Source organism: Streptomyces sp. NPDC001068 (genome assembly GCF_042897315.1).
In the GTDB taxonomy this organism is placed as follows: domain Bacteria; phylum Actinomycetota; class Actinomycetes; order Streptomycetales; family Streptomycetaceae; genus Streptomyces.
Genome location: NZ_JBIAYD010000008.1, coordinates 444,161 through 469,655, shown reverse-complemented (window position 1 = coordinate 469,655; position 25,495 = coordinate 444,161). Strand labels below are relative to the sequence as shown.

20 protein-coding genes, 2 tRNA genes and 1 riboswitch are annotated in these 25,495 nt (G+C 72.1%); of the genes, 8 read left to right on the top strand and 14 right to left on the bottom strand.

Annotated features, from left to right (window positions below):
* Positions 1-55: 55 nt before the first annotated feature.
* Positions 56-2,134 (bottom strand): asparagine synthase-related protein, encoded by a 2,079-nt coding sequence (locus ACFY3I_RS24695; protein ID WP_365285474.1) that lies wholly within the window; start codon positions 2,132-2,134, stop codon positions 56-58.
* 738 nt (positions 2,135-2,872) lie between these two features.
* Here ACFY3I_RS24695 and ACFY3I_RS24690 point away from each other — a divergent pair.
* The 4 genes from ACFY3I_RS24690 to ACFY3I_RS24675 all read left to right on the top strand — a co-directional run bounded on the left by ACFY3I_RS24690 (position 2,873) and on the right by ACFY3I_RS24675 (position 7,996).
* Positions 2,873-4,297, top strand: a complete 1,425-nt coding sequence (locus tag ACFY3I_RS24690) for an MFS transporter (protein ID WP_365285476.1) — start codon at positions 2,873-2,875, stop codon at positions 4,295-4,297.
* 189 nt (positions 4,298-4,486) lie between these two features.
* Entirely contained in the window at positions 4,487-5,698 is a 1,212-nt protein-coding gene (gene lhgO / locus ACFY3I_RS24685; RefSeq protein WP_390862694.1) for an L-2-hydroxyglutarate oxidase, read from the top strand.
* 77 nt (positions 5,699-5,775) lie between these two features.
* A complete protein-coding gene (gene trmB, locus ACFY3I_RS24680; RefSeq protein WP_365285480.1) occupies positions 5,776-6,657 on the top strand; it encodes a tRNA (guanosine(46)-N7)-methyltransferase TrmB in 882 nt (293 codons plus the stop codon).
* Positions 6,658-6,667: 10 nt separating this feature from the next.
* Positions 6,668-7,996: a PrsW family intramembrane metalloprotease gene (locus ACFY3I_RS24675; RefSeq protein WP_390862692.1), complete on the top strand. Its 1,329-nt coding sequence runs from the start codon at positions 6,668-6,670 to the stop codon at positions 7,994-7,996.
* Positions 7,997-8,081: 85 nt separating this feature from the next.
* Here ACFY3I_RS24675 and ACFY3I_RS24670 read toward each other — a convergent pair whose 3' ends face one another.
* The 5 genes from ACFY3I_RS24670 to ACFY3I_RS24650 form a co-directional block, all read right to left on the bottom strand.
* On the bottom strand, positions 8,082-9,065 hold the full coding sequence (locus ACFY3I_RS24670; protein WP_390862690.1) for an aldo/keto reductase: 984 nt from the start codon (positions 9,063-9,065) through the stop codon (positions 8,082-8,084).
* Between the two features lie 241 nt (positions 9,066-9,306).
* A complete protein-coding gene (locus ACFY3I_RS24665; RefSeq protein WP_390862688.1) occupies positions 9,307-10,341 on the bottom strand; it encodes a M23 family metallopeptidase in 1,035 nt (344 codons plus the stop codon).
* A gap of 7 nt (positions 10,342-10,348) precedes the next feature.
* A riboswitch (cyclic di-AMP (ydaO/yuaA leader) is annotated at positions 10,349-10,509 on the bottom strand.
* A gap of 268 nt (positions 10,510-10,777) precedes the next feature.
* On the bottom strand, positions 10,778-11,872 hold the full coding sequence (locus tag ACFY3I_RS24660; RefSeq protein WP_390862686.1) for a PP2C family protein-serine/threonine phosphatase: 1,095 nt from the start codon (positions 11,870-11,872) through the stop codon (positions 10,778-10,780).
* Between the two features lie 194 nt (positions 11,873-12,066).
* Positions 12,067-12,140 (bottom strand) — tRNA-Met (locus ACFY3I_RS24655).
* Positions 12,141-12,197: 57 nt separating this feature from the next.
* Positions 12,198-13,328 carry a dihydrofolate reductase family protein gene (locus tag ACFY3I_RS24650; RefSeq protein WP_390862684.1) on the bottom strand — a complete coding sequence of 377 codons (1,131 nt, stop codon included), beginning with the start codon at positions 13,326-13,328 and terminating at the stop codon, positions 12,198-12,200.
* Positions 13,329-13,397: 69 nt separating this feature from the next.
* Here ACFY3I_RS24650 and ACFY3I_RS24645 point away from each other — a divergent pair, with 69 nt between their 5' ends.
* Both ACFY3I_RS24645 and ribA read left to right on the top strand, forming a co-directional pair.
* The gene (locus tag ACFY3I_RS24645; RefSeq protein ID WP_365285492.1) at positions 13,398-13,925 is read left to right on the top strand and encodes a MarR family transcriptional regulator; all 528 of its coding nucleotides are present in this window, start codon (positions 13,398-13,400) and stop codon (positions 13,923-13,925) included.
* A gap of 128 nt (positions 13,926-14,053) precedes the next feature.
* A complete protein-coding gene (ribA, locus tag ACFY3I_RS24640; RefSeq protein ID WP_390862682.1) occupies positions 14,054-14,695 on the top strand; it encodes a GTP cyclohydrolase II in 642 nt (213 codons plus the stop codon).
* A gap of 60 nt (positions 14,696-14,755) precedes the next feature.
* On the opposite strand, the gene ACFY3I_RS24635 is transcribed toward ribA, so the two are convergent.
* The 3 genes from ACFY3I_RS24635 to ACFY3I_RS24625 all read right to left on the bottom strand — a co-directional run bounded on the left by ACFY3I_RS24635 (position 14,756) and on the right by ACFY3I_RS24625 (position 16,953).
* A complete protein-coding gene (locus ACFY3I_RS24635; protein ID WP_390862680.1) occupies positions 14,756-15,310 on the bottom strand; it encodes a DoxX family protein in 555 nt (184 codons plus the stop codon).
* Positions 15,311-15,487: 177 nt separating this feature from the next.
* A complete protein-coding gene (locus ACFY3I_RS24630) occupies positions 15,488-16,216 on the bottom strand; it encodes an SDR family oxidoreductase (protein ID WP_390862678.1) in 729 nt (242 codons plus the stop codon).
* Between the two features lie 68 nt (positions 16,217-16,284).
* Positions 16,285-16,953 carry a nitroreductase gene (locus ACFY3I_RS24625; RefSeq protein ID WP_390862676.1) on the bottom strand — a complete coding sequence of 223 codons (669 nt, stop codon included), beginning with the start codon at positions 16,951-16,953 and terminating at the stop codon, positions 16,285-16,287.
* Positions 16,954-17,094: 141 nt separating this feature from the next.
* Between ACFY3I_RS24625 and ACFY3I_RS24620 the strand changes: the two genes are divergently transcribed.
* A complete protein-coding gene (locus tag ACFY3I_RS24620) occupies positions 17,095-17,745 on the top strand; it encodes an FMN-dependent NADH-azoreductase (protein WP_390862674.1) in 651 nt (216 codons plus the stop codon).
* A gap of 27 nt (positions 17,746-17,772) precedes the next feature.
* Here ACFY3I_RS24620 and ACFY3I_RS24615 read toward each other — a convergent pair whose 3' ends face one another.
* Together ACFY3I_RS24615 and ACFY3I_RS24610 are read right to left on the bottom strand one after the other, a co-directional pair.
* Entirely contained in the window at positions 17,773-18,258 is a 486-nt protein-coding gene (locus ACFY3I_RS24615; RefSeq protein ID WP_390862672.1) for a MarR family winged helix-turn-helix transcriptional regulator, read from the bottom strand.
* A 408-nt stretch (positions 18,259-18,666) separates the two neighbouring features.
* Positions 18,667-19,206 carry an SMI1/KNR4 family protein gene (locus tag ACFY3I_RS24610; RefSeq protein WP_390862670.1) on the bottom strand — a complete coding sequence of 180 codons (540 nt, stop codon included), beginning with the start codon at positions 19,204-19,206 and terminating at the stop codon, positions 18,667-18,669.
* A gap of 441 nt (positions 19,207-19,647) precedes the next feature.
* On the opposite strand from ACFY3I_RS24610, the gene ACFY3I_RS24605 reads away from it, so the two are divergent.
* Entirely contained in the window at positions 19,648-19,893 is a 246-nt protein-coding gene (locus ACFY3I_RS24605; protein ID WP_390862668.1) for a hypothetical protein, read from the top strand.
* Between the two features lie 693 nt (positions 19,894-20,586).
* Here the strand turns inward: ACFY3I_RS24605 and ACFY3I_RS24600 are convergent.
* The 3 genes from ACFY3I_RS24600 to ACFY3I_RS24590 form a co-directional block, all read right to left on the bottom strand.
* Positions 20,587-20,659 (bottom strand) — tRNA-Lys (locus ACFY3I_RS24600).
* Positions 20,660-20,757: 98 nt separating this feature from the next.
* Positions 20,758-22,272, bottom strand: coding sequence for an amino acid permease (locus ACFY3I_RS24595; RefSeq protein ID WP_390862666.1), 1,515 nt, complete (start codon positions 22,270-22,272; stop codon positions 20,758-20,760).
* An 81-nt stretch (positions 22,273-22,353) separates the two neighbouring features.
* Positions 22,354-25,416: an FG-GAP repeat domain-containing protein gene (locus ACFY3I_RS24590; protein ID WP_390862665.1), complete on the bottom strand. Its 3,063-nt coding sequence runs from the start codon at positions 25,414-25,416 to the stop codon at positions 22,354-22,356.
* Positions 25,417-25,495: the final 79 nt, after the last annotated feature.

Below are 25,495 nucleotides of genomic sequence, written 5' to 3'. Positions count from 1 at the left end.
CGGGTCATTGTCGCCGGGCCGGCCGGATCGGGCACGGGGGTTTCGCCCCGGCGGGTCACGCTCCCGACGCCAGCGCGCCCCGCATCGGCCGGATCCCCGCGGGGACGGCACGCGCGCGTGCCGGTGTTCCCGTCCAGCACGTGCCCCGGCGGGACAGCAGGCGGCGGAGCCACAGCTCCAGGGAGACCAGGTCGGCCAGCCCGTCCAGCGGGAGGGGTTCGCCCGCCGCCGCCCCGCGGAGCGCCTTGCGGACCACCCGGGCCTCCACCAGGCCGGCCTGCGCCAGCAGCGGTGTGGCGAAGAGGTCGATCAGGTCGTCGGCCGCCACCCGCAGGCCGGTGCGGGTGGCGGCCGCGGAGGAGGCGTGGGAGGTGGCGCCCCAGCCCGGCGGGAGGTCGGCGACGCCGGCGCCCGCCAGGACCGTACGGAGGATGCTGGCGCGGGCGCCGGGCTGCACGCGCAGCGCCTCGGGGAGTTCCCGGCAGGCGCGGACCACCTGGTTGTCCAGGAAGGGTGCGTGCAGGCGCTGGGAGCGGATCTCCGCGGCCTGTTCCAGGACGCGGATGTCGGCCGCGTGCCGGGCCAGCACCGCACGCGCGCGGTAGTCGCCGGGGCGCTGTCCGGGTCCGACGCCGGAGCGGTTCGCCGCCCCCTGGAGCAGAACCGATACTTCAGCCAGTGCCTCACCCGTCAGCCAGCGCGCCGCCGGCCCGGGTCTCGCCCAGCTGAGCGCCGCGAGGGACGCGCCCACCGCACCCGCGGGCTCGTCGAAGCGGCGCCGCAGCAGGCGCTCGGCGAGGGACTCGACGCCCGCGCGGTAGGGGGTCCGGGCCAGCCGCCGCGCCGCGCTGTACACGCGCGCGGAGACCATCACCGAACCGTCCGCCTTGGCGAGCGCGGCGACCGGGCGCACCAGGTGCCGTCGCTTGCGGTCCATGAGCAGGTCGGCGAGGCGGGCGGGGTGCGCGTCCAGCACCTGACGGGCGCCGTAGCCGGTGAAGTGGTCGGCGCTGCCGGCGGCGAGCCGGGCGCGGTGCCGGGCGGCGTGGACGAGGGAGGGGCCCGGTTCGTCGGTCAGCGGGCCCTCCAGGTCGGCGTACGGGAGCATGTCCTCACCGCCGGTCACCACCACGTGGTGCAGGCGCGGGTTGGCCGCCAGGGTTCCCGCGCGTTCCAGTTCCGCCTCCCGGCCGCCGACGGCGAGGTCGTTGAAGGTGACCGCCAGGAGTCGCTCGCCGGCGCCCGTGCCGTGGCCGAGGACCGTGCCGGGCATGCCGGGCAGCCCGGCGGCCAGCAGGGCCAGGGTGCCGGAGGCGGGGCCGCCGGACAGGTCGGCGCCGATGCCCGGCACCGGCATCCCGCGCGCCGCGCGCCGTTCGGCGGGGCCCATGCCGGGCACCGGGCCCGGGTCGATGTCCGGGACGTGCCGTGGGGCCGACAGCCGCGCGCGTACCGCTTCTACGAGCGCGTCCCGTACGGCGTCCACCGCACGGTCGGGGTCGGCGGCGGGGGCGGCGACCGCCAGCGAGGCGACCTGCTCGTACCCGGCCACCTCGCGCGCCCCGGTGCGCAGGATCAGCGCATGCCCGGGCGGGATGCGCCGGACGCCCTCGTACGGGGTGGAGTCGTGCACCGCCGCCGGGACGTCCGGGGCGGCCAGGAGCGCGGCGAGGTGACCGTAGTCGAGGTTGGCCTCGATCAGGTCGGCGAGCGGCAGCGCGGCCGTGGCGTAGGCCGTTCCGCCTGCCCAGGGGGTGTGGAAGACCGGGCGGGCGCCCGCGAGGTCGCCGCAGACGGTGATCCGGCGGCCGACCTGGACGACGGCGGTGTAACTGCCGGACCAGGCGGTCAGATGCCGGAGTGCGCCCCCGCGCGCCGTGAAGAGGCCGAGGCGCAGTTCCTCGTCGGTGGCGCCGCAGGTGCCGAGGACGGCGATGCGGTTCTGGGCGTCGGCCCTGATGACGCGCACCTCGTCGGGGCGCCAGTCGCCGACCGCCCAGAGCGGGTCGGGGTCGCCCCACAGCAGCTGGGAGCCGACGGGGTGGACGGTCTCGCCGTCGTAGCCCGTGGCGCCGGCGGAGCCGGGCGTGGCGGCACCGGAGGCGGTGCTGCTCCATCCCACCAACCACCGCATCGACGCCTCCACAGGCTGTGGACAACCATGCACGGTACGAACCGGATCCCCATGCTGCCATGAAGGACGCGCTCCGGAGTGGCGGTGGGGCCGCCTTTGATCCTCGGAAGATTTCCCGGAGTTGTCGCAGGACCGGCCTGAGCCCGTGTGAGGGGGAAGACTGCCGGAAGAGGCGAACCACCGCACGGGGCAAGGCGACCACGACGCGAATGCGCCCCCTGTACGCTCCCCCAGAACGCCCTTCGCGCCCTCAATTGCCGTGGTGGGAGCGTTGATCGCCCGCAAGAGGAGGGGGCGACTTTCGGCCAATTCGGCGAGGTTCGCGCGGCGGTGCGCACGCTCCGTACATGCTTTGCGCACCGCACGCGCGCGTGCACCGACACGCACAGTCCGGGAGGCGGGCATCGCCTCCCGGACCGGTCCGCCACCCGCGGGGATTGAGGTGGCGGTGTCCCCCAGCCCACTGGATCCAGTACAGCGGGCCGACCCACGCACCAACCATGGAACCGCTCCCCCCGTGGCCGGAGAAGAGCGCACGTACGGGCGCACGGCCACACGGCGGGGGCACGACGCGACACGGCGTGCACGGTGCGTAAATGGGCCGCACTCGCGTACGGACCACAATCCCGCCATCCGGAAGAATGCCCCTTAACGCTTGGGATGCGGCGAACTACGCTGGGTTTACGAATGCCGCGTGGTTATGCCAGCGCGGCAGCCGTCTGTGTCGAGGGGTGGCGCATGTCCAGGGAGCAACGCGGGCCGAACGAAAAACTCGGCACCGTTCTCGCCCTCGCGGGAATCAGCAACGCAGGACTCGCGCGACGCGTCAACGATCTTGGCGCCCAACGCGGGTTGACTCTTCGCTACGACAAGACGTCGGTGGCGCGCTGGGTGTCGAAGGGCATGGTGCCGCAGGGCGCCGCGCCGCATCTCATCGCGGCCGCGATCGGCCAGAAGCTCGGCCGCCCGGTGCCGCTCCACGAGATCGGCCTGGCGGACGCGGATCCCGCGCCCGAGGTGGGCCTCGCCTTCCCCAGGGACGTGGGCCAGGCGGTGCGTTCGGCCACCGAGCTGTACCGGCTCGACCTCGCCGGCCGCCGGGCCGGCTCCGGGGGCATCTGGCAGTCGCTGGCGGGTTCGTTCGCCGTGAGCGCCTACGCGACCCCCGCGTCCCGCTGGCTGATAACCCCCGCCGACAGTTCGGTCGCGCGCGAGGCGAACGCCGCCGAGGCCTCCGGCGCACCGCTCAAAGTCGGCCACAGCGACGTGCAGAAGCTGCGGGAGGCCGCCGAGGACGCCCGGCGCTGGGACTCCAAGTACGGCGGTGGCGACTGGCGTTCGTCGATGGTGCCGGAGTGCCTGCGAGTGGAGGCGGCACCGCTGCTGCTCGGCGCGTACTCCGACGACGTAGGACGGGCGCTGTTCGGGGCGAGCGCCGAACTGACCCGGCTCGCCGGGTGGATGGCCTTCGACACGGGACAGCAGGAGGCCGCGCAGCGGTACTACATCCAGGCCCTGCGGCTCGCCCGCGCGGCGGCCGACGTACCGCTCGGCGGGTATGTCCTGGCATCGATGTCCTTGCAGGCGACCTACCGCGGGTTCGGCGACGAGGGCGTCGACCTCGCGCAGGCGGCCGTCGAACGCAACCGCGGCCTGGCCACCGCCCGGACCATGAGCTTCTTCCGGCTGGTCGAGGCACGGGCACACGCGCGTGCCGGTGACGCACAGGCTGCGGGGGCCGCGCTGAAGGCCGCCGAAGGGTGGCTGGAGCGGGCCCGGGAGGGGGACAACGACCCCACCTGGCTCGGCTTCTACGGGTACGACCGGTTCGCCGCCGACGCCGCCGAGTGCTACCGGGACCTGAAGGCGCCGCGGCAGGTGCGGCGGTTCACGGAACAGGCGTTGTCCAAGCCGACCGAGGAGTTCGTGCGGTCGCACGGGCTGCGGCTGGTCGTCTCGGCCGTGGCCGAACTGGAGTCCGGAAACCTCGACGCGGCGTGCGAGCAGGGGGTGCGGGCGGTGGAGGTGGCCGGGCGGATCTCGTCGGCCCGGACGACCGAGTACGTGAAGGACCTGCTGCACAGGCTGGAGCCGTACGGGGACGAGCCGAGGGTGGTGGAGCTGCGCGAGCGGGCCAGGCCGCTGCTCATGGCACCGGCGTGAGGGGCGCCTGGCCGTCCGCCGGGTTCCGCCCGGCCGGCGGGCGCGGGGGGACCGTGGTCGCTCGTGCGGTTCCTCCCCCGGCCTCCGGCCGGGGGTACCTCCGGCGCGGCTTTCGGGGCGCTCTCCTCGGGCACGTTTCAAAGTGATGTCAGTGGCGCAGTGCACTATCGAGCGTGGGAGGTGGTGCGGATGTCCGCCGGGGTTGCCTATGACTGTGACGTGCTCGTCGTCGGGGGTGGGATCGTCGGGCTGTCCACGGCGTACGCGATCAGCCGGGCCGCGCCCGGCACCCGGGTCACCGTGCTGGAGAAGGAGGCCGGGGCGGCACGCCATCAGACCGGCCGCAACAGCGGGGTCATCCACAGCGGGATCTACTACCGGCCCGGTTCGCTGAAGGCGCGGTACGCCGTCAAGGGCGCCGCCGAGATGGTCAAGTTCTGCGCGGAGTACGGCATCGCGCACGCCGTCACCGGCAAGCTGATCGTCGCCACCGACCGGGCCGAGCTGCCCCGGCTGCACGCGCTCGTGCAGCGCGGCCGGGAGAACGGCATACCGGTACGGGAGCTGGGGACCTCGCAGATCGCGGAGTACGAGCCCGAGGTCCGGGGGCTGGCGGCCATACACGTCGGGACGACCGGGGTGTGCGACTTCGTGGGGGTCGCCCGGCAGTTCGGCGAGGCCTCCGGGGCGGAGATCCGGTACGGGGCCCGCGTCGAGCGCATCGACCGGCGGCCGGATCGGGGTGTGGCCGTGCTCACCGCGCGCGGAGACGTCGTGCGAGGGCGCGTGCTGGTGAACTGCGCCGGGCTCTACTGCGACGAGATCGCCCGGCTGGCCGGGGACGACCCGGAGATGCGGATCGTGCCGTTCCGCGGGGAGTACTACGAGCTGGCCCGGCGGGAGCTGGTGCGCGGGCTGGTCTACCCGGTGCCGGATCCGGCGTTCCCGTTCCTCGGGGTGCATCTGACCCGTGGCTTCGACGGAGGCGTGCACATCGGACCCAACGCGGTGCCGGCGCTCGCCCGGGAGGGGTACGGCTGGGGCGTCGTACGGCCCCGGGAGGTCGCCGGGACGCTGGCCTGGCCGGGGTCGTGGGTGCTGGCCCGGCGGCACTGGCGGTACGGGGGCGGGGAACTGCTGCGGTCGGTCTCGAAGCGGGCGTTCACGGCGGCCGTACGGCGGCTGCTGCCGGCCGTGACGGAGGCGGACCTGGTACCGACGGCGGCCGGCGTGCGGGCGCAGGCGGTGCTGCGGGACGGCTCACTGGTGGACGACTTCCTGATCAAGGAGGGCGCGCGGACGGTCCACGTGCTGAACGCGCCCTCGCCCGCGGCGACGGCCTCGCTGCCGATCGGGCGGGAGGTGGCACGCCGGGCCCTGGACATGCTGGGCGCGGTGTGACACCGGGCGGGACGTCCGGGGTGACCGGGCGGTACCCGGCCGGCCCGTCCCGCACTGGCCGTAAAATCGGCTGCACTGTGTCTGACTCGCTCAATGCCCCAGAGACCCCCAGTCCCGCCGGGACCGTCCCCGGCGCGGACTCCCCGCACGTCACCGGTGTGTCCGTCCGGCACGACCGGGCCAAGGGGGAGCCGCGGTTCCCGGACGGGCCCAGCGCCGATCCGGCCGGGTCCCACTTCGAGCGCCGGATCCGCAGTTTCCAGCCACGGCGCAGCCGCGTCACCGCCGGACAGGCCGACGCCCTCCAGCGGCTGTGGCCCGTCTGGGGGCTGGACATCGACGGGCAGCGCGTCCTCGATCTCGGCGAGCTGTTCGGCAACGGCCGTCCCGTCGTCCTGGAGATCGGGTTCGGGATGGGGGAGGCGACCGCGCAGATGGCCGCCGACGACCCGGACACCAACATCCTCGCCGTCGACGTGCACACGCCGGGGCAGGGCAACCTGCTCAACCTCGCCCACCAGAACGGCCTCTCCCACATCCGGGTCGGCAACGGCGACGCGATCATCCTGCTGCGGGAGATGCTCACCCCCGACTCGCTGGACGGGCTGCGGGTGTACTTCCCGGACCCGTGGCCCAAGAAGCGGCACCACAAGCGGCGGCTGATCCAGCCCGAGTTCCTCGACCTCGCCGCGACCCGGCTCAGGCCGGGGGCGATCGTGCACTGTGCGACGGACTGGGTGCCGTACGCCGAACAGATGCTCGACGTGCTCGACGCGCACCCGGCGTTCGAGAACACCCAGGCCGGGGGCGGTTTCGCGGCGCGTCCCGGCTACCGGCCGCTGACCCGGTTCGAGGGGCAGGGGCTGGACAAGGGCCATGTCGTGAACGATCTGCTCTTCCGCCGCGTACAGCATCCGGTGCAGCAGGGCGATCAGCACCGACCGGAGTCATCTCGTTAGGGTCGATGCCGTGGCCACCTCCCCGCCGCCGTACCCGCCGTATCCGTCGTACCCCCCGGACCCCGCCGGCCGCGGTCTGCGGCATCCCCGCTGTTGGCAGAGGCGCTGGGTGCGGTACTGGGCGCTCGGCACCCTGCTCGCCCTCTCCGGCCTCATCATCCTCGCGCTGGTGCGGGAGCAGACCGGCACGGAGGGCTTCCTGGTCGGGCTCGGGCTCGCGGTGCTGCCCGTGCCGCTGCTGATAGGCGCGTTCCGCTGGCTCGACCGGGTCCAGCCCGGGCCCTGGCGGAACCTGCTGTTCGCGTTCGCCTGGGGGGCGTGCGCGGCCGCGCTGATAGCGATCGTCGCCAACAGCTTCGCGACGCGCTGGATAGCGACGGCGGATCCGAGCAGTGCGGACACGCTCGGGGCGACGGTGATAGCGCCGATCGTCGAGGAGTCCGCCAAGGGTGCGGCGGTGCTGCTGGTCTTCCTGTTCCGCAGACGCGACTTCACCGGGATCGTGGACGGGGTGGTGATAGCGGGCGTCACCGCCACCGGGTTCGCGTTCACCGAGAACATCCTCTACCTCGGTACGGCGTTCGGGGCCGACCGGCTGAGCGGCGGCACCGGCATCGCCTCCGTCACCGCCGCGACGTTCTTCGTCCGCATCGTCATGTCCCCCTTCGCGCACCCCCTGTTCACCGTCCTCACCGGGATCGGCTTCGGCATCGCGGCGTTCTCCGGGGAGCGGGGGCGGGTGTGGCGGGTGGTGGTGCCGGTCGCCGGGCTGCTGCTCGCGATGGGCATGCACGCGTTCTGGAACGGCTCGTCGACGTTCGGGCAGTACGGGTTCTTCGCCGTGTACGGCATGTTCATGGTGCCGGCGTTCGGGCTGCTGACCTGGCTGGCGGTCTGGACGCGGCAGCGGGAGCTGCGGGCCGTGCGCGAGGAGCTGCCCGCCTACGTGTTCGCGGGGTGGCTGGGGACGGTGGAGCCCTTCGTCCTGGGGTCGATGCGGGCCCGGCAGATCGCCCGGGAGTACGCCGCCTACCACTTCGGCAAGCCGGCGGGGCGGGCGGTCGCCGAGTACGAGGGGTACGCGACGACGCTCGCCCTGCTGCGGCGCGCGGGCCGCCGGGGCCGGGCGGGCGCCGGCTTCGTGGGGCGGGAGCGGGAGCTGCTGACGGAGCTGTGGAACCGGCGCGAGCTGGTCCGCCCCGCCCTGGACTACGCGGCCCGCACGGCCGCCCCGCGCGGCCGCCGGGGACCCGCCGGCTTCGCCCCGCCTCTCTACGGCCCGCCCGGCTGGTACGAGGCACCGATGCCGTATCCGGCCTACAACCCGTACCGGAGCTAGTGCTGCGACCGGAAAGGTTCACCGGCTCGCGACGCCCATCACGGCACCAGCCACCGCCACCCTGCCCGGTGCCGGCCACGGCGGGTCAGGCGGAAGCCGCCGTGAGGCGGGTCAGTTCCTGGTCGGTCAGTTCCAGCTCCGCCACCCCCAGCAGGGCCGGGAGCTGTTCCACCGTGCGGGCCGAGGCGATCGGGGCCGTGACCGTGGGCTGGGCCGCGAGCCAGGCCAGGGCGACCGTGGCGATCGGGGCGGAGTGGGCGTCGGCGATCTCGTCCAGGGCGGCCAGGACCTGCCGGCCCCGCTCGCTCTCCAGGTACTGGGCGGCACGGCCCGAGCGGGCGCTGTCGACGGTCGCGCCGGGCCGGTACTTGCCGGTGAGGAAGCCCGCGGCCAGCGCGAAGTAGGGGACCGCCGCGAGACCGGTGCGGGAGGCCAGCTCCTGGAGGGGACCCTCGTAGGTGTCGCGGGAGACGAGGTTGTAGTGGGGCTGGAGGGCGACGTACCGGGCGAGGCCCTCGCGGTCGGAGAGGTCCAGCGACTCCTGGAGCCGCTCGGCGGTGATGTTGGAGGCGGCGATGTGCCGGACCTTGCCCGCGCGCACCAGTTCGTCCAGGGCACCGACGATCTCCTCGACCGGGATCTCGGGCTTGTCGAAGTGGGTGTAGTAGAGGTCGATGTAGTCGGTCCCCAGGCGCCGCAGTGAGGCGTCCGCGGCGGCCTTGATGTTGGCGCCCGACAGACCCGGGTAGTCGGGGTGCTGGCTGACCTTCGTCGCGATGACGACGTCCGAGCGGTTGCCGCGCGCCTTGACCCACTTGCCGATGACGGTCTCGGACTCGCCGCCCTGGTGGCCCTCGATCCAGGCCGAGTAAGAGTCGGCGGTGTCCACGAAGTTGCCGCCCGCTGCCGTGTACGCGTCGAGGACGGCGAAGGACGTGGCCTCGTCGGCGGTCCAGCCGAAGACGTTGCCGCCCAGGCAGAGCGGGAATACCTCCAGGTCGGAGGCACCGAGCTTGCGCAGAGGGCGGGAAGCGGAGGGGGAGGCGGAGGAGTCCGGAGTAGAGGTCATGCCTCAGTTCAACATCGTCGGCCGGGGGTCCGATGCCGCCACAACGCGAAGTTCTCGTAAAAGCGGAAGGCGTCGCTGCGGAAGGCGTTCTCGTAAAAGCGGAAGGCGTCGCGACGGAAGGCGTTCTCGCAAATGCGGAAGGCGTCGCCCGGTCCCGGACACCGTCCCCCGGACGCACCGGACCGGCAGCCCTGACGTCGGGGGGTCGTCGTCAGGGCCGCCGGGGATCAGTGGGGGTCCGTCAGGGGTTCAGGCCCTTGCCGCGCAGCCAGGTCATCGGGTCGATGCCGGTGGCCTGGCCGCCGGGGTGGACCTCCAGGTGGAGGTGCGGGCCGGTGACGTTGCCGGTGGCGCCGACCCGCCCGATGACGTCACCGGTGGCGACCTTCTGGCCGACCTTGACGCCGATCGAGGACTGGTGGCAGAACCACAGCTCGGTGCCGTCGTCGAGGGTGAGGATCGTGCGGTAGCCGTACGAGCCGGCCCAGCCGGCCTCCGTGACGGTGCCGCTGTGCACGGCCTTGATCAGGGTCCCGGTGGGGGCGGCGAAGTCGAGGCCGGTGTGGTAGCCGGAGGCCCACATGGAGCCGGCCTGGCCGAAGGTGCCGGTGATCGTGTAGGAGACGACCGGCAGCGTGTACTGCTTGGCCAGCGCGGCGAGCCGCTTCTGCTCGGCCTGCGCCTTCTCGGCGGCCTGCGCCTTCTCCTTGGCGTCGGCGGCCTGGGTCGCCGCGGCCTTCTCCGCCTTCGCCTCCGCGTCGGAGACCGCCTTGTCGGCGGCGGCGACGGCCTTGGCGGTGGCCTTCACGTCGATCTGGGTCTGCTGCTGCTCGGCCTGGGCGATGATCCGGCTGCGCAGCGCCTCACCGGCGTCGGAGGAGGAGTCGGCGTCGGTGGCGGTCGCCGTGGTGACGCTGCTGAGCGCGGTGGGGGCCGCCTGGTGGCCGCCGTCGTCGCCGAGCAGGGAGTCGACGGAGGACGGCAGGTCGGGCAGCGAGATGGAGACCGGCGGCTTGCCGGTGTTGGCGCTGGCCATGCCGCCCGCGCCGACGGCGGCGATGACGCCGACGCCGAGAACCGTGGAGCTCCGCGCGAGGCCTCCGCCGCGCTGCTTGGCGACGCGGTGCCGGCCGCGTACCGGGGCGAGGGACTCCTCGGTGGGGTTCCACTCCTCCCAGGGGCCCTCGTCGGTGCGCTGTCCACCGAGGCCGTAGGCCTCGGGCTGACGCTGGCTGGGCACGAACGGGGCTGTCGGAGCAGGCCGGTTGGACGCCACGCGGGCGCACTCCTTTCCTTCCGCTGCCTACCGGGTTAGCTGACGGGTTCGGAGCAGGAAGGTCTCCTACGCGCGTATACCGACCGATTTCTACCCGGTGGTATTAGTGCGATTCACCCCAAGGTGGTGGTTCCCCGGTTCCCTTGCGGGATTCGGCGCGTGCGCGCGGAGCCGTCGCGGGTGACGGCTGTGACGACCGCGCTGCGTTATCGAACGTTAATAGACCCGGCTATCAGATTCCAAGCCGTTCTCCTTGATCATTACGCTTTCAAGGCGTGGACTTACCTGCTACGAACGGTCAAAAACGGTCGAGTTGACCATGTGTTCTGTACAGCTCAGGAGTCACAGCAGTTTTGATGGTGACTCAGACGTTATGCGGACGGCTTCCGTCCGCGCACCGTGGGTGACCATCCGCAGTACGGCCCCGTGATCGCGTTCAGGGCCGCCGCACCGCGAGCAGCGCCATGTCGTCCGTCATGCCGCCCCCGGTGTGCCGGCGCACCTCGGCGGCGATCCGGGCCAGCAGCGGACCGGGGGCGGTGAGGGCCCGCCCGGTCAGCCGTCGCTCGGGGTCGTAGAACACGCCGCGCGCGTCCCGCGCCTCGGAGAGGCCGTCGGTGTGCAGCAGCAGCGTGGCCCCGCTCGGGAACGGGTGCTCGGCGGCCCGGTCCGGCCCGTCCCCCAACTCGCCCATCCCCAGCGGCAGCGCGGCCTCCGGCACTCGCACCGGGAAGACCACGCCGTCACCGTGCAGCAGCAGGGGCGGCGGATGTCCCCGGTTGACGATCCGGACCGTGCCGTCCCCGTGCGGGAGTTCGGCGAGCACGGCGGTGGTGAACCCCTCGTACGCGTCGACTCCGCCACGCCGGACGCACTCGCGGGTCATCGCCCGCTCCAGCCGCCCCGCCACCCCCTCCAGGGTGACCTCCTGCTCGGCGGCCTCCCGGAACGCGCCGATGACCACCGCCACCGCGGCGACCGCGCCCATGCCCTTGCCGCGCACGTCGCCGACGACCAGCCGCACGCCGAAGGGGGTGTCCTGGACCGCGTACAGGTCGCCGCCGATGAAGGTGCCCTCCTGGGCCGCCTCGTAGCGCGCGGCGATCTCGAAGCCGCCGATCCGCTCGGCGGGCTCGGGCAGCACCGCCCGCTGCGCCGCCTCGGCGACCTCGCGGGCGGAGGCGAGCCGCCGGTCGCCGAGGCGGACGATCCGGTTGATGCCGGCCGCGAGGGCTGCGACCGTGGCCACGGTCACCATCTCGGTGACGGCGTCCGCGTCCGGCCCGAACCCGAACCGGGCGTGCACGGCGTAGGTGGCGAGGAAGGACGCGATTCCGGTCAGGACGGTGGTGCGCAGGGACGCGAGGGGCGCGGCGATCAGCGGAGCCGCCGTGAAGAAGGGGACGGCCGTGTACCCGACCGGGGTGAGCCTGTCGTAGCAGACGCCGGAGACGATCAGCAGGGCGGGCAGGAACCGGGCCAGGGTGCGAGCGGTCGCGGACCTGCCCTCCTGCGCCTGTCCATGGTCCACCGAACGACTCCCCACATGTCCCGGGTGTCCGAAGCGTGTCCGTCCAGATTTGCGGCTGCGAGCGGGCGGGGGCGAATGCTGTGGGCCGGGCGGATGAGCACGGACGGGTGTGATGACGGACACGTACCGGGCACGCGCCGCCGTACGACTCAGGGCCGGAATCCTGATTCTCGGATTCCGGCCCTGGTCTTCAGTAGCGGGGACAGGATTTGAACCTGCGACCTCTGGGTTATGAGCCCAGCGAGCTACCGAGCTGCTCCACCCCGCGTCGGTGAAACCAGCATACGCCATCGCAAGCACCGAAGTCACACGGGTTGGGCCGGGGTCAGCCCAGCAGGTGATCGTTCGGGGCCTTCGCCAGCTCCTCGTACGCGTCCAGCACCAGCACCGCCACCCCGGCCTCGCGCAGCGCCCCCGTCCCGTCGGCCGCCTCGACGAAGGTGTCCGGCTCGCGCCACGCCGTCACCACCCGCCGCACCCCGGACCGCAGGATCAGCTCGGCGCAGGGGTGCGGCCGGGAGGCGCGGCGGGTGCAGGGTTCGAGGCTGGTGTAGACGGTGGCCGTGGCCAGCCGGGGGTCGTCCGGAGAGATCTTGGCCAGGGCCGCCTCCTCGGCGTGCGCGACGGGGTCGCCGGCCTCCCTGGAGTGGCCGCGGGCCAGTTCCGTGCCGTCGGCCGCGACCACCACCGCGCCGACGCTGAACGCGGTCCTGGAGGGCGGGCAGTCGGCCGCCAGCTCGCAGGCGAGCCGCAGCCAGTGCCGGTCCGCGGCGGACACCGACCCGCCCGCGCCGGGGGCGGTGGGCTCGTACCGCATCAGGACGACGTCCTCGATACGGCGGCTCTCCACGAGCCGCAGCCGCCCCTCCTGGTACCCGCCGGGGCCGAACAGGCGCGGCGCCTTCGGGTCGCCGACGAAGAGGGGGGCCAGGACCAGCTGGAGCTCGTCGGCCAGACCCTGCTGCAGGAGCTGGGTGTGGACGGTGCCGCCGCCCTCGACCATCAGGCGGCCGACCGACCGCGCCTCGTGCAGGTCCCGCAGCAGCGCGGGCCAGTCGAGCTCCGCGCCGAGGGGGACGACGTCGGCGGCGACACCGAGACCGCTGATCCGTGCCGCACCCTCGTCCGTGGTGTACACGACCTTCTCGCCGCCCGTGTGCCAGAACCGCGCGTCCGGGTCGAGGTCGCCGGTCGCGGTGACCGTGACCTTGAGGGGGTACTCGGGCCTGCCGGCGGCGGTCCGGGCCGCGCGCCGCCCGGGGTCGTTGACCAGCAGCCGCGGATTGTCCGCGCGGATGGTGCCGGCGCCGATCAGGATCGCGTCGACCGAGGCCCGCACCTCGTCGACCCGGTCGAAGTCGGCCGGGGACGACAGCAGCAGGCGGTCGGGGCCGGTGTCGTCGAGGTAGCCGTCCAGGGAGACGGCGGCGGACAGCAGGACGTAGGGGTACGGCATCGGACGTACTCACTCCCGGGGGCGGCGGGCATGCTTGGTTAAACTTTGAAACAAACCTACACTGGCGGCATGACGACTCGCTGGCTGACGCCGAAGGAGCAGAGCGCCTGGCGCGCCTACATCTCGGCGACGAACCTCCTGGACGACGCGCTCGACCGGCAGCTCCAGCAGGACGCCGGCATGCCGCATCTCTACTACGGCATCCTCGTCAGTCTCTCCGAGGCACCGGAGCGCAGGCTGCGCATGACCGACCTCGCCGAGAAGTCGAAGATCACCCGGAGCCGGCTGACGTACGCGGTGACCCGCCTGGAGAAGGACGGGCTGATCCGGCGTGAGGACTGCCAGTGGGACAGGCGGAGCAGCTTCGCCGCCCTGACCGACGAGGGCATGGCGGTGCTGGAGCGCGCCGCGCCGGGACACGTGGAGACGGTACGGGCGGCGGTGTTCGACCACCTCTCCCCGGAGCAGGTGGACCAGCTGGCGGAGATCAGCTCGGTGATCGCGCGGGCGCTGGAGGGCAACGCCTCGACTCCGCGGCCGACCTCCGACGAGGTTCCCTGGCGGCGGCGGTCGTCGCCCTGTTCGGGTCCCTCGTAGGGCTCACGGTTATTCCCACGGAACCCTGTTGATTCAAATTTAAAACATGGATAGGGTTCCGATCGTGGATCTGCTTCAAATCTGAAACAGAGGCCGCCGCCGTCCTGCACCCGGACACAGGAGACCCGATGCCCGACTTCCCCGCCGCCACCCAGCGCGCCCGCGTCCGGGTACCGCTGCGCTTCACCGACGGCTACACCGTCGACGCCGAACTCGTCACCTTCCACGGCCTCACCGACGGCCAGGAACACGTCGCCGTCGTGCTCGGCGACCCCGCCCCCGGCACGCCCCCGCTGGTCCGGCTGCACTCCGAGTGCCTGACCGGCGACGTCTTCGGCTCCGCCCGCTGCGACTGCGGCCCCCAGCTGCGCGAGGCGGTCGAGCGCATCGCGCAGCGCGGCGGCGTCCTGCTCTACCTGCGCCAGGAAGGACGGGGCATCGGCCTGTACAACAAGCTCGACGCCTATGCCCTCCAGGACCAGGGCCTCGACACGTACGAGGCGAACGCCGCGCTCGGCCTGCCCGAGGACGGCCGCGACTACACCGCCGCCGCCCAGATGCTGGCCGCGCTCGGCGTCACCGAGCTCGACCTGCTCTCCAACAACCCGGACAAGGCGGAGCAGTTGCGCGGCCTCGGGGTCACGGTCCGCGACCGCGTGCCGACCGGTGTCTTCCGTACCGCGCACAACGTCCGCTACCTGCGCGCGAAGGTCCTGCACACCCAGCACACGCTCCCGCTCGGCGAACTCACCGACCTCAACGCGGGCTGAGGTACGGGCCGGCGGCCGCCGGACACCGCGCCTCGCGGGGGTCGTGGGGGACTCAGAGACTCAGAGACTCAGGGCGATCGCGGCGCCGACGCCGCCGAGGCCGAGCGCGACGGCGGCTTCGGGCCAGCCGCCGGCGCCCCAGCGGAAGAACCGGTCGACCGCCAGCCGGCCCGGGCCGGTCGCGGCGACGCCGATGGCGACCACGGCGATGGCGACGTTGTACTCCACCCCGCCGCTCGTGTCCCACAGCCCATGGGCACCGGTGACGGTCACCATGGCGTTGATCATCACCCCGACCACGGCGGCGGCCGCGAGCGGTGTCAACAGCCCGACGGCCAGGCCGAGGCCGCCCACGAGTTCGGACAGCCCGCCGATCGCGGCGAAGACCTTCCCCGGGCGGTAGCCGAGTTCGGCGAAACCCTTCCCGGTGGCGGTCAGACCGGTCCCGCCGAAGAACCCGAAGAGCTTCTGGCAGCCGTGCCCGGCCAGGAACACCCCGAAGGTCAGCCTGATGAGCAGCAGCCCCCAGTCGCCGGCGGTCACCCGCCGCTCACCGGTCCGCTGCGCAGGCCGCGGCGCGAGGGCCGCAGACCAGTCCGTGATGCGCCTGACCATGTGAGCACTCCGGTACGGACGGACGGCGAGGCGGCTCCCCCACCCGGGCCGGCGGTGCGTCGACGCACCGCATCAGCCGCCCCTACCGATGCTTCCGCAACAGCGCCCCGCGCGCACGCCGGGAGACCGCCGGGCCGGGTCGCGGACCCCGACGGTCTTCACCCGGCGTCCGACGGGTCAGGCGAGCCAGTCGGTGTAGCGGGTCGGCGCGAGCCGCGCGTCCTTGTCGGTGAGGGCGTCCCCCTTGACCAGGGCGAACATGCCCGCGGTGGGATCGGTGACGACGGTGCGGTGATCGCCCTTGTGGGTCAGGGTGATCCGGCCCAGCTCGTCCAGGGTGAAGATGTCGGGGCCGGCGATGTCGAGGATGCCGTTGATCGGGGCGCCCACGGCCACGTCCGCCACGCCCGAGGCCACGTCCGCGGCGGCGATGGGCTGGATGGGCGTGGCCGGCAGCCGCACGGTGTCCGCGTCGGAGGTCCAGGACATGATGCCGTCCACGAACTCCATGAACTGCGTCGCCCGGACGATCGAGTAGGGAACGGGCCCGGTCGCCAGGATGTGCTCCTGAAGCGTCTTGGCCCGGTAGTAGTCCATCTCCGGCACCTGGTCCACCCCGACGATCGAGAGAACGACGAAGTGGCCGACGCCGGCCCGGTCCGCCGCGGCCACGAGGTTGTCCATCGAGGTCTGGAAGAAGGCGGGGGAGGCCTCGTCGAAGGTCGGGGAGTTCGTCAGGTTGACGACGACGTCGGCCCCGGCCAGCGCCTCGTCCAGGCCCTGGCCGCTGAGGACGTCCACGCCGGTGGACTTGGAGTGGGGTACCGCCTCGTGCCCGGCCGCGGTCAGGTTCCTGACGACCTGCGATCCGATCAGTCCGGTGCCGCCGATGACTGCGATCTTCATGGCATGCCTTTCACGGGGGTTGTATCTAGAAATATGACATCGAAACGGTCACCAGGTCGCGGCGAGCGTCAGCGGCCGCCGACGAACGTGACCGTCTCGCGGAGCGGGGCCCGGCCGGTACGCGGGTAGTGCGCCGAGACGTCCTCGTACCCGATCGACATGCCGCAGAAGAGGACGAGTCCGTCCGGCGGTGACAGGACCTCCGCGACGGTCCGGTGGAACTTCGCCCAGGCCATCTGCGGGCAGCTGTGCAGCCCCTCGGAGCGCAGCAGCAGCATGACGGTCTGCAGGTACATGCCGGCGTCGGACCACTGGGGGCGGCCGAGGTCGCGGTCGATGTAGCAGAACAGGGCGGCGGGCGCGCCGAAGCACTGCCAGTTGGCGGAGGCGGCCCGCTGGCGGGCCTCCAGGTCCTCGCGCGGGATGCCGAGGGCGCCGTAGCGCTGCTCGCCGAAGGCGGACCTGCGCTCACGGTAGGGGGACTTCAGCGCGGGCGGGTACTGCTCGTACTCCGGCTCGTCCCAGGGGTCACCCGCGGAAAGGCGCTGATCGGCGCGCTTCTTGATCTCGGCGAGCGGTGCGCCGGTCACCACGTAGGTCCGCCACGGCTGGATGTTCGACCCGGAGGGCGCCCAGGCCGCCGCGGCCAGCACCCGCTCCAGCGTCTCCTCAGGCACAGGCCGCTCTGTGAACCCGCGTACCGCCCGTCGGGTCGTGACCGCCTCGTACACGTCCATGGTCGCCGTCTCCGTCCACCTGTCGTGCCCCCCTTCGGTGTCGCACCCCCATCGACTTCACTCACGACGGTAGCACTCGATACAGTATTGAGTGAAACTAACTCGGCCAGACCGAGTGCCCCCACACCCCGGAGCGATCCCATGACCACACTGCTGCACATCGACTCCTCCGTCTTCCCCGGCGAGACGTCCTCCTCCCGGGCCGTGACGGCCGCCTTCCGCAGGACGTGGGAGGAGCAGCACCCGGAGGGCACGGTGATCTACCGCGACCTCGCCGCCGACCCCGTCCCGCACATCACCGCCGTCGCCTGGTCCGCCGGGTACGCGGCCCCCGACCGGCACACCGCCGAGCAGTCCGCCGCGTTCGCCGAGCGGCTGCGGCTCATCGAGGAACTGGAGCGGGCCGACGCCGTGCTGATCGGCGCCCCCATGTACAACTTCTCGATCCCCTCGACCCTGAAGACCTGGCTGGACAGCGTGCTCCTGCTCGGCCGCACCGCCGGCGAGACCCCCTCGGCGCAGGGCACCCCCACGGTCGTGGTCGCCAGCCGCGGCGGCTCCTACGCACCGGGCACCCCGCGCGAGGGCTACGAGTTCGTACGGAACTACCTGGAGGCCGTACTCGGCAGCACCCTCGGCCTGGACCTCGACTTCATCGTCCCCGAACTCACCATGGCCACCCGCAACCCGGCCATGGCCGACCTGATCCCCCGCTACCACGAGTCCCGTGAGCGCGCCTTCGAGGACGCGACCGCCAAGGCCCTGGAGCTCACCAAGCGCCTGGCCGCGTAGCCCTCCGGGCCACGGGTACGGCAGCGGTCACACGTCGTCGTGCGCGGGATGGGCGAGCCGGGTCAGCAGATCCCTCAACTGCTCGGTCTCGCCCGGCCCGAGGTCCATGGCGAGCCGGTCGGCCAGCGGCTCCGCCGCCGCGTGGGCGGCGTCGAAGAGTTCCAGCCCCTGCGGCGTGATCTCCACCGCCCGCACCCGCCGGTCCCCCGGAACTGCCTTGCGTACGGCCAGACCCTTCCGTTCCAGGTCGTCCACGACCCGCATGATCCCGGCCTTGTCCGTCCCGGTGGCCGCCGCCAGGTCCCGCTGCACCGTGGGCCCGCGGTTGACGAGCACGATCAGCACCGCGAAGTGCCGCAGTTCCACACCGAGCGGCCGCAGCGCCTCGCCCATCACCGCGGCGGCATGCCAGTGCGCCCGGCGCAGCAGCAGCCCCAGCGCGAAGGGCGAGGCGTCCCCGGGACGGTCCGTCGCCCGCGCGGCACTGTTTCGGTCAGGGAGGTCGGCGGCCACGGAGTCAGACTACTTCAGCCGAAACGGTATCGACCGAAACCGACCAGAACCGCGCGCACGACGGCCAGTTGACCCCACGGACACGAAGCGGCGCCCGCGGGGTGTCTTCCCCGCCCACCACCGGTAGGCCGTGTGGGACTCGAACCCACAACCAATGGATTAAAAGTCCTGGCTGGATCCTGCCGGATGGTTCCGGACGCTGCCTCGGTGTCCGAAGCAAGGACGTCAGAGCCAGGACGGAACGGTCGCCGGCCTGTCCCATGCCGACACGTGCCGTCCCGTCCGCTCACGCATCGCTCACGCACCGCAGGCCGGTGACCAGTCGCTTCTCCGCCCCTATGCCCGACGTCGCCACTGCCGCCTCCGCGGCCGCCTGGACTGTTAAGCCGGTGGGTGGCTCATGCCCGGCTAGTCAAGAATCTCGTCGTTGGCATCAAAGCCGTGGCTGTCCGTCGGCAGGTCGGCGAAATACTCGGTCTCGGCCTCGCCGGTCAGGACAGCGAGCACGAAGGAGGCGCACTGGGTGGCGTGGTGTTCCCATTCCGGGCCCCGGCCTTCATTGAGGATGACCGTCCACTCGTCCGGCTTCTGCTCCGGCTGCCTCAGCCAGTACAGGTACATACCGCTTCCCTCGACGTAGGCCCATGGCAGCACCTGGGCGTCGGGGTCCTGGAGTTCCGCCGGTCGGGCCTCGGTCTGCCAGAGGTCCGCGAGGATCTCCGCGCGCTCCGTGGCCTGGTCGACGAGGTTGTAGTTCGCGTCGGGGCATTCCGGGTCCAGGAGCCAGATGGTCTCGTCGAATACGCCACCGCCGTAGGTCTCGACCAACTCCTTGTAGTCGTCCGGCAAAGGCGTGCCCAGTCGCCGCTCGACGGCCGCCCAGTCGCGTGAGCGGTGCGGAGCAGCCGGGGGGATGAGCTCGAAGAGGCGTTCCACGGCGGGATGCATGGCGGTCGGCTTCCTTACTGCGCGCGTGCTACCTGGGTTTGGGTACGTTCAGGACAGTGACGGCGTTCGTCGCGCTGCGGCCTTCGCACGGGGTGAAGGTGATCATCGCACCGGCCGTTCCCGGGCTTGCAGGATCTTGACGAGAACCTGGCTGGTATGCCACCAAGCCTCACGGATAACGTTGGTTCGCTGGTACTACGAGCTGACCCAGCGCGACGGAATCACCGTCCCGGGACCGGAACTCAAGACTGACAGCCGCCGCTTCCGCGTCGGGCAGACCATCACCGTGGTCGAAGACCCCAACGGGAAACTGGCCCCGCAGACACCCGGCCAACCAGTTCGACGGGCGATCTACTCGGTGCGGGCGGTGCCGTCGCCGTATGCCTGGCTGCCGTGGGATGGACCGCCCTACGTGGGCGCAGAGGCGAGAAGGAAGGCGAAGTGCCGTTCTGGAAGAAGAAGCCGACCGAGGCGCACTCCGCTGACCAGGAACAGCGGCTCCGTGAGGTACTGCGGGCCCGGGAGTTCGACCGCCGCGGGTACATCAAGGTTTCTCCCGGCGGTTACCCCGGCATGACGTACCAACGCGCGGCCCAGATCGCCCGAGAGGAGGGCCTGCACGCGGAGGCCTTCGGTAACCGGGGGTCCTGGCGCTTTGGGGAGAAGGTCGTGGAGGAAGTGGAGTAGCGGGCGGGGAGCGGAGGTCGTACGTTCCAGGGTCCTGGTCGAGCGTCGGTTTCTCCCCGCCGAGCGGACCGCCGGCATCCCTCCGCGGAACGCCTCCTTCGCCGGGGCGGGACCACGGTCGTGGCCCTACCCTCGGGCCGGGCCGAACCTCTCCGTCCGCTACCGCTCCCTGGTCGCCGGGCGGGCGCAGGCGCCGGGACTCGGCCACGCGCGGGGCTCGGTGAGGCACGCGGCGAGGCGGATGCCGGTGTAACGGACCTCGGCATACGGCGGCATCGGGTCGTCCAGTACCTGACGGGCGCCGGCCAGCAGGTCACCGGCCGTGGCGAGTTGGGCGGCCCCCAGGTCGTCGGCGAGGCGGAAGCCGACGCCGGGTTGCTCGTGGGTCCCATCAGGCAGCCACCTCCTGAGCGCCGATGAGATGCGCGCCGATCACGTGCTGGTCGAGCCCGACAGCGCATCGACATCGTGCACGTCAGGCTCAAGCACCGCCCCCCCCAGCGATCCGGGCACGAACAAGCAGCCCGCCCAGCCCACGGACCTTGGCCGAACAGATGGAAACACCCCTTGCCCGCACATCCGCTCACGCAGCGCGCACGCACAGCCCCCGAAACGAAGCAGCGCCCGACCCGACCGAAGTCGGATCAGGCGCCGCACAGCAGGTCAGGGGCCATATCCCCCGCCCACCACCCGTAGGCCGTGTGGGACTCGAACCCACAACCAATGGATTAAAAGTCCACTGCTCTGCCAATTGAGCTAACGGCCCAGGCGATGTTGCCTCCCCGAGCATAGCCGGACGGAGCCGTGTCGCCGATCGGGTATCGGGGTCGCGGCCGCGTCGCGTGGCAGAAGTGGTGCCGAGGGTCAGAGATCGACCAGTTTGGCGGTGTCCTCGTGGCGCGCGGTGTCCGGCCGGAGGAACCAGTGCCGGGCCGAGACCTGCCACCAGACCGCGGCGAAGCCGAGGACCGCCAGGACGGCCACCGGGGCGTAGTTGAAGGACTTCCAGGTGACCGGGGAGACCTGCGGGAGCATGAACAGGACGGTGATGACGCAGACCCAGACCACCGAGACCACGCCGATCACCCCGGACCAGCGGCCCAGGTGCCACGGCCCGCGTTCGAACGCGGCACCCTTTCTGACCCGCAGCAGGGTCGGGATCACGTAGGCCACGTACAGGCCGATCACCGCGATCGACGTCACCGCGGCGTAGGCCGTGTAGTTGATCAGGTACGGGAGGCCCAGCGCGAGCGCGGACAGGGCCGCCAGCCAGACCGCCGCGACCGGGGTGCGGGTACGCGGGCTGACGGTGTGCCAGACGCGGGAGAAGGGGAGCGCGCCGTCGCGGGAGAAGGCGTAGATCATGCGGCTGTTGGCGGTCACCGACGCCATTCCGCAGAAGAGCTGGGCGCCGATCACGACGAGGAGCAGCAGCTTGCCCGTGGTCGCGCCGAGCGCGTCCAGCAGGATCTGGGCCGGCGGCACACCCGTCGTGGACCCCAGTTCCTTGTCGTACGACTGGATGGCGAAGGTGAAGCCGAGGAGCAGGACGAAGCCGGCGATCCACGACGTCCAGATCGAGCGGACGATCCCCTTGGGGCCCGCCGTCGCCGCGTCGTGGGTCTCCTCGGTCATGTGCGCGGAGGCGTCGTACCCGGTGAAGGTGTACTGGGCCATCAGCAGGCCGAGCAGGACGACGTAGGGGCCGCTGCTCCAGCCCGTCTCGTTGACGAACTTCGTGAAGACGAAGGACGCCGACTGGTGGTGGTCGGGGACGAAGGTGAGCGCGCCGACGACGACCGCGACTCCCACGACGTGCCACCACACGCTCACGCTGTTGAGCAGCGCGACGATGCGGACGCCGAAGGTGTTGAGGAGGCCGTGCAGCAGGAGGATCGCCGCGAAGAGGAGGATCGTGCGGCCGGGGGTGACGGTGAAGTCGAACTGCAGGTTCAGGTAGGCGCCCAGGAAGGACGCGGCGCCGAAGTCGATGCCCGCGGTCACGGCGACCTGGCCGAGCACGTTGAACCAGCCCGTGAACCAGGCCCAGGCGGCCGCGCTGCGCGGCGGCGCCAGGCGGTGGGCCCAGAAGTAGAGGCCCGCCGAGGTGGGATAGGCGGAGCAGATCTCGGCCATGGACAGGCCGACGAAGAGGGTCATCAGGCCCACGGCCACCCAGCCCCAGGTGATCACGGCGGGTCCGCCGGTGATCATGCCGAAGAGGTACAGGGTGAGACAGCCGGAGAGGACCGAGATGATGGTGAAGGAGACCGCGTAGTTCGAGAAGGCCGACATACGGCGGGCCAGGACCTGGGTGTAGCCGAGCTGGGCGAGCCGCTCCTCGTCGGAGGTCGCTTTGCCTATCGCGTCATCTGTCATGCCCCCAGCGATTCCCTCGCCGGGGGCGTGACATGCGTCACAGCTTGGCCGAAAACGCTCTGGAACCCGCCGGAAACAGACCTAGAAGAGGCCCTTGTAGTACTGCCAGCCCGTCGCGATCTTCACCCGGGCGGCGAAAGTGCCCTTGCCGGTCCCGGTCTGCCGGTACAGGTTGCCCGCGGTGTCCCGCATGACGAGGTCGCTCTTCCCGTCCCCGGTGATGTCACCGACGCCCACGACCGCGTTGTACGACGATCCCCACCCGGTGGCGATCCGCACCCGGCTGCCGAAGCCGCCCTTGCCGGTGCCGTAGTACCGGTAGAGGTTGTTCGCCTTGTCCTGCGCGACCAGGTCCCCGATCCCGTCACCGTTCAGGTCACCGGCGCCGACGACCTTCTTGTACGTCTTCCAGTTGTCGTACAGCTTGACGCGGGCGGCGAACTTGCCGGTGCTGGTGCCCTTGTGGACGTACACCGCACCGGTCTTGGCGTTGCGGGTGATCAGGTCCGGACGGCCGTCCCTGGTCAGGTCGCCGGGGGCGGTCAGGACGTCGTACTGGTCCCAGCCGGTGCCCAGCGTCGTGTACCGCGTCGTCGGCGCCAGCGGGTCGCTGCAGCCGGGCTTGTACAGTCGCAGCGTGCCGTTGCTCAGCCGGATCAGCACGTCGTTGCAGTTGTCGCCGTTCAGATCGCCGACCGGCACCGGCCGGATCGCCGTGGACCAGCCGCCGGCGACCGTCAAGGGCGCGAGCTTCCCGCCGTCGCCCCGATGGAATCTCAGCTCACCGGAGCCGCTGAGGGTGAGCAGGTCGCCCATGCCGTCGCTGGGGCCCGCGTAGTCACGGTGCACCACGCGGCCGTTCAGCAGCCGGACCGACCCCTGGAACGAGAGCGGGGCGCCCGCCCCGTCCGCGGGAGCGACCGACAGCGTCCAGTCGTACGGGCCGCTCGGGAGGAGCTTGGTACCGGCCACGCCGTCCCAGCCGACGTTCAGCAGGCCCCGCGCGGGGCCGCCGGTCACGGTGTCGACGACCTTGCCGGTCGCCTTGTCCCGGACCGTCAGGGTCCAGCCCGCGGCGGGCTTCGACAGCGGCACCCGCGTCACCGGGTACACGACCGGATCGGTGTGCCGGGCCTCCAGGGTCGTCGCGCGGACCACCGGGCCCAGCGTGCGCAGCGGCTGCTGGGTCACCCCGGACGGCACCAGGTGCACCTGTTCCCCGGCGTCCACGTAGGCCACGTCGGCGCCGGACTCGTCGACCGTCCAGCGCACGTCCCGCTGCGAGACCCCGGTGTCGGGCAGCTCGCCGATCACCCGGCTGACGGGGGTCCCCTGGTCGACGGCCGTCAGCACCAGCTTCCCGGCCGCCTTGTCATGCGTGACGACATATCCGTCGCCGAGTTTGGCCTCGTCGGCCGGGACGGACACCGACTTCTTCGCCGTACGGTCGTACACGCCGGCCCGGTCGCCGCAGTTCCAGTACACCCAGCGGCCCAGTGCCTGGAGTTCGCCCGGTGCGCAGCCCGCGTCCGTGGTGACGGTCTCGACGGTCCTGCCCTGCGTCAGGTCGTACGCGCCGAGGGTGCCGGGCGTCGCGCCCGCGGTCCACAGCAGGTCGCCCGAGAGCGCGGCGGGGCCGGATGCGATGGTGCGGACCGGGGTGCCGCCGGCCATCCGGTAGACGGACTGCCGGCCGGACACGGTGTGGATCAGATAGGTGCCGGAGGCGTCGGTGATCCGCCCGCCGGCCGGAACCTCGGCCTCCCAGTGCTGACCTGACTCGGCGACCGTGATCCGGTCGGATCCGCCCGTGCCGCGCCGGAGCCACGCGACCCGCCCGCCAGGCAGGCCGAACACCTGCGAGCAGCCGAGGTCCGTCTCCGGGCAGGTGCCGAGCTGGGTGGAGATCCCGTCGAGGGACGTGCGCTCCCCGAAGGTCGGCGTCCCGGTCGCGGCGACGGTCCGCACGTACGCGTCACGGACACCGGAGACACTCGCGTCGCCGACGACCAGCGTGCCCTGGTCCAGGGACAGGCCCTGGATCCGGTACACCGGTTTGGGCAGCGCCTTGATCTGGGTGACCGTCGGCGAGCCGTCCGGGCCCGGCTGGATGCGCTGCACGCCCCAGTCGTCCGCGGGGCCGCCGGTACGGCCGACCGCCAGGGCTCCGCCGTCGGACGCGGCGGAGACGCCGTAGTTCGCGGTGGGCAGCAGGGTCCTGGCGGGGCCGCCGGCGAGCGGTCTGGCGAGCACCGCCTTGCCGGGCTGGGTCACCAGCCAGTCCCCGACGACCGCGAGGCCCGCCGCGGGGAGCGTGCCGCCGCCGTCCAGTGCGACCGCGGCCGGCGCGCCGGACAGGTCGGTGCGGGAGTACACCTGCACCGTGGGCTCGTTGGTGTTGAAGAGGACGACGTGGTCCGAGGTGACCTGCGCGTTGAGGTAGACCTTGGCGGTGGGCGGCGTCCAGCCCTGCACCTGGCCCGTGTGCCGGTCGACCATGACCGAGGTGTAGGAGCCGCCTCCCGTCCGTCCGGCCAGGAAGAGCAGCCCGTTCGCGTCGCCGCCCTTGGCCATCCCGAGGACGTATCCCTCGGGCACCCCGGTCACCGGCACGTCGCGGGTGCTGCCGTCGTCCTGCGGGAGCAGCAGATGCATCTCGCGGGTCGCCGAACCGTTTCCGTCCGGCACCTGCCGGAAGGCGACCGCCAGGTCGGCGTAGGTGGTGAGGAGCGAGAGCCCCTCGGGCGTACGGATCGTCCGGGTGGTGCCGTCGGCCGCGTTCCACAGGTCGATCCGGCCGTCGGCGAACCGGTACGCGAGGACGTCACCGCCGGCGGTCGAGTAGCTGGTGTAGCCGGCCGGGTGGACCACCGGTACCGAGACGCCGGTGGAGTAGCGCGTCCAGACCAGCCCCGCGCCCTCCAGGCTGTGGAAGACGCCCTGTCGACCGGCGCCGTCGTGGCCGCTGTACGTCGAGTTCCCGTACAGCGCCCCGGATGTGTAGGTGCTGCGCAGGGCCGGCGGTACGACCGTCTCCTGCGCGGTGTCGGCGCTCGCCGACGGGACCGGCAGCAGCGGGCTCAGGGCGGCCGTCAGTACGGCGGTCGCGGCGACGAGGCGCAGGCGGGCAGAGGCATGACGCACCACGAAGGAGTCCCTCCCCAGGAACGGAGACGGGTGCGGCGCCGTTCGCTCCGGCGCTCTCGGCCCCCCGGCCTGTTCA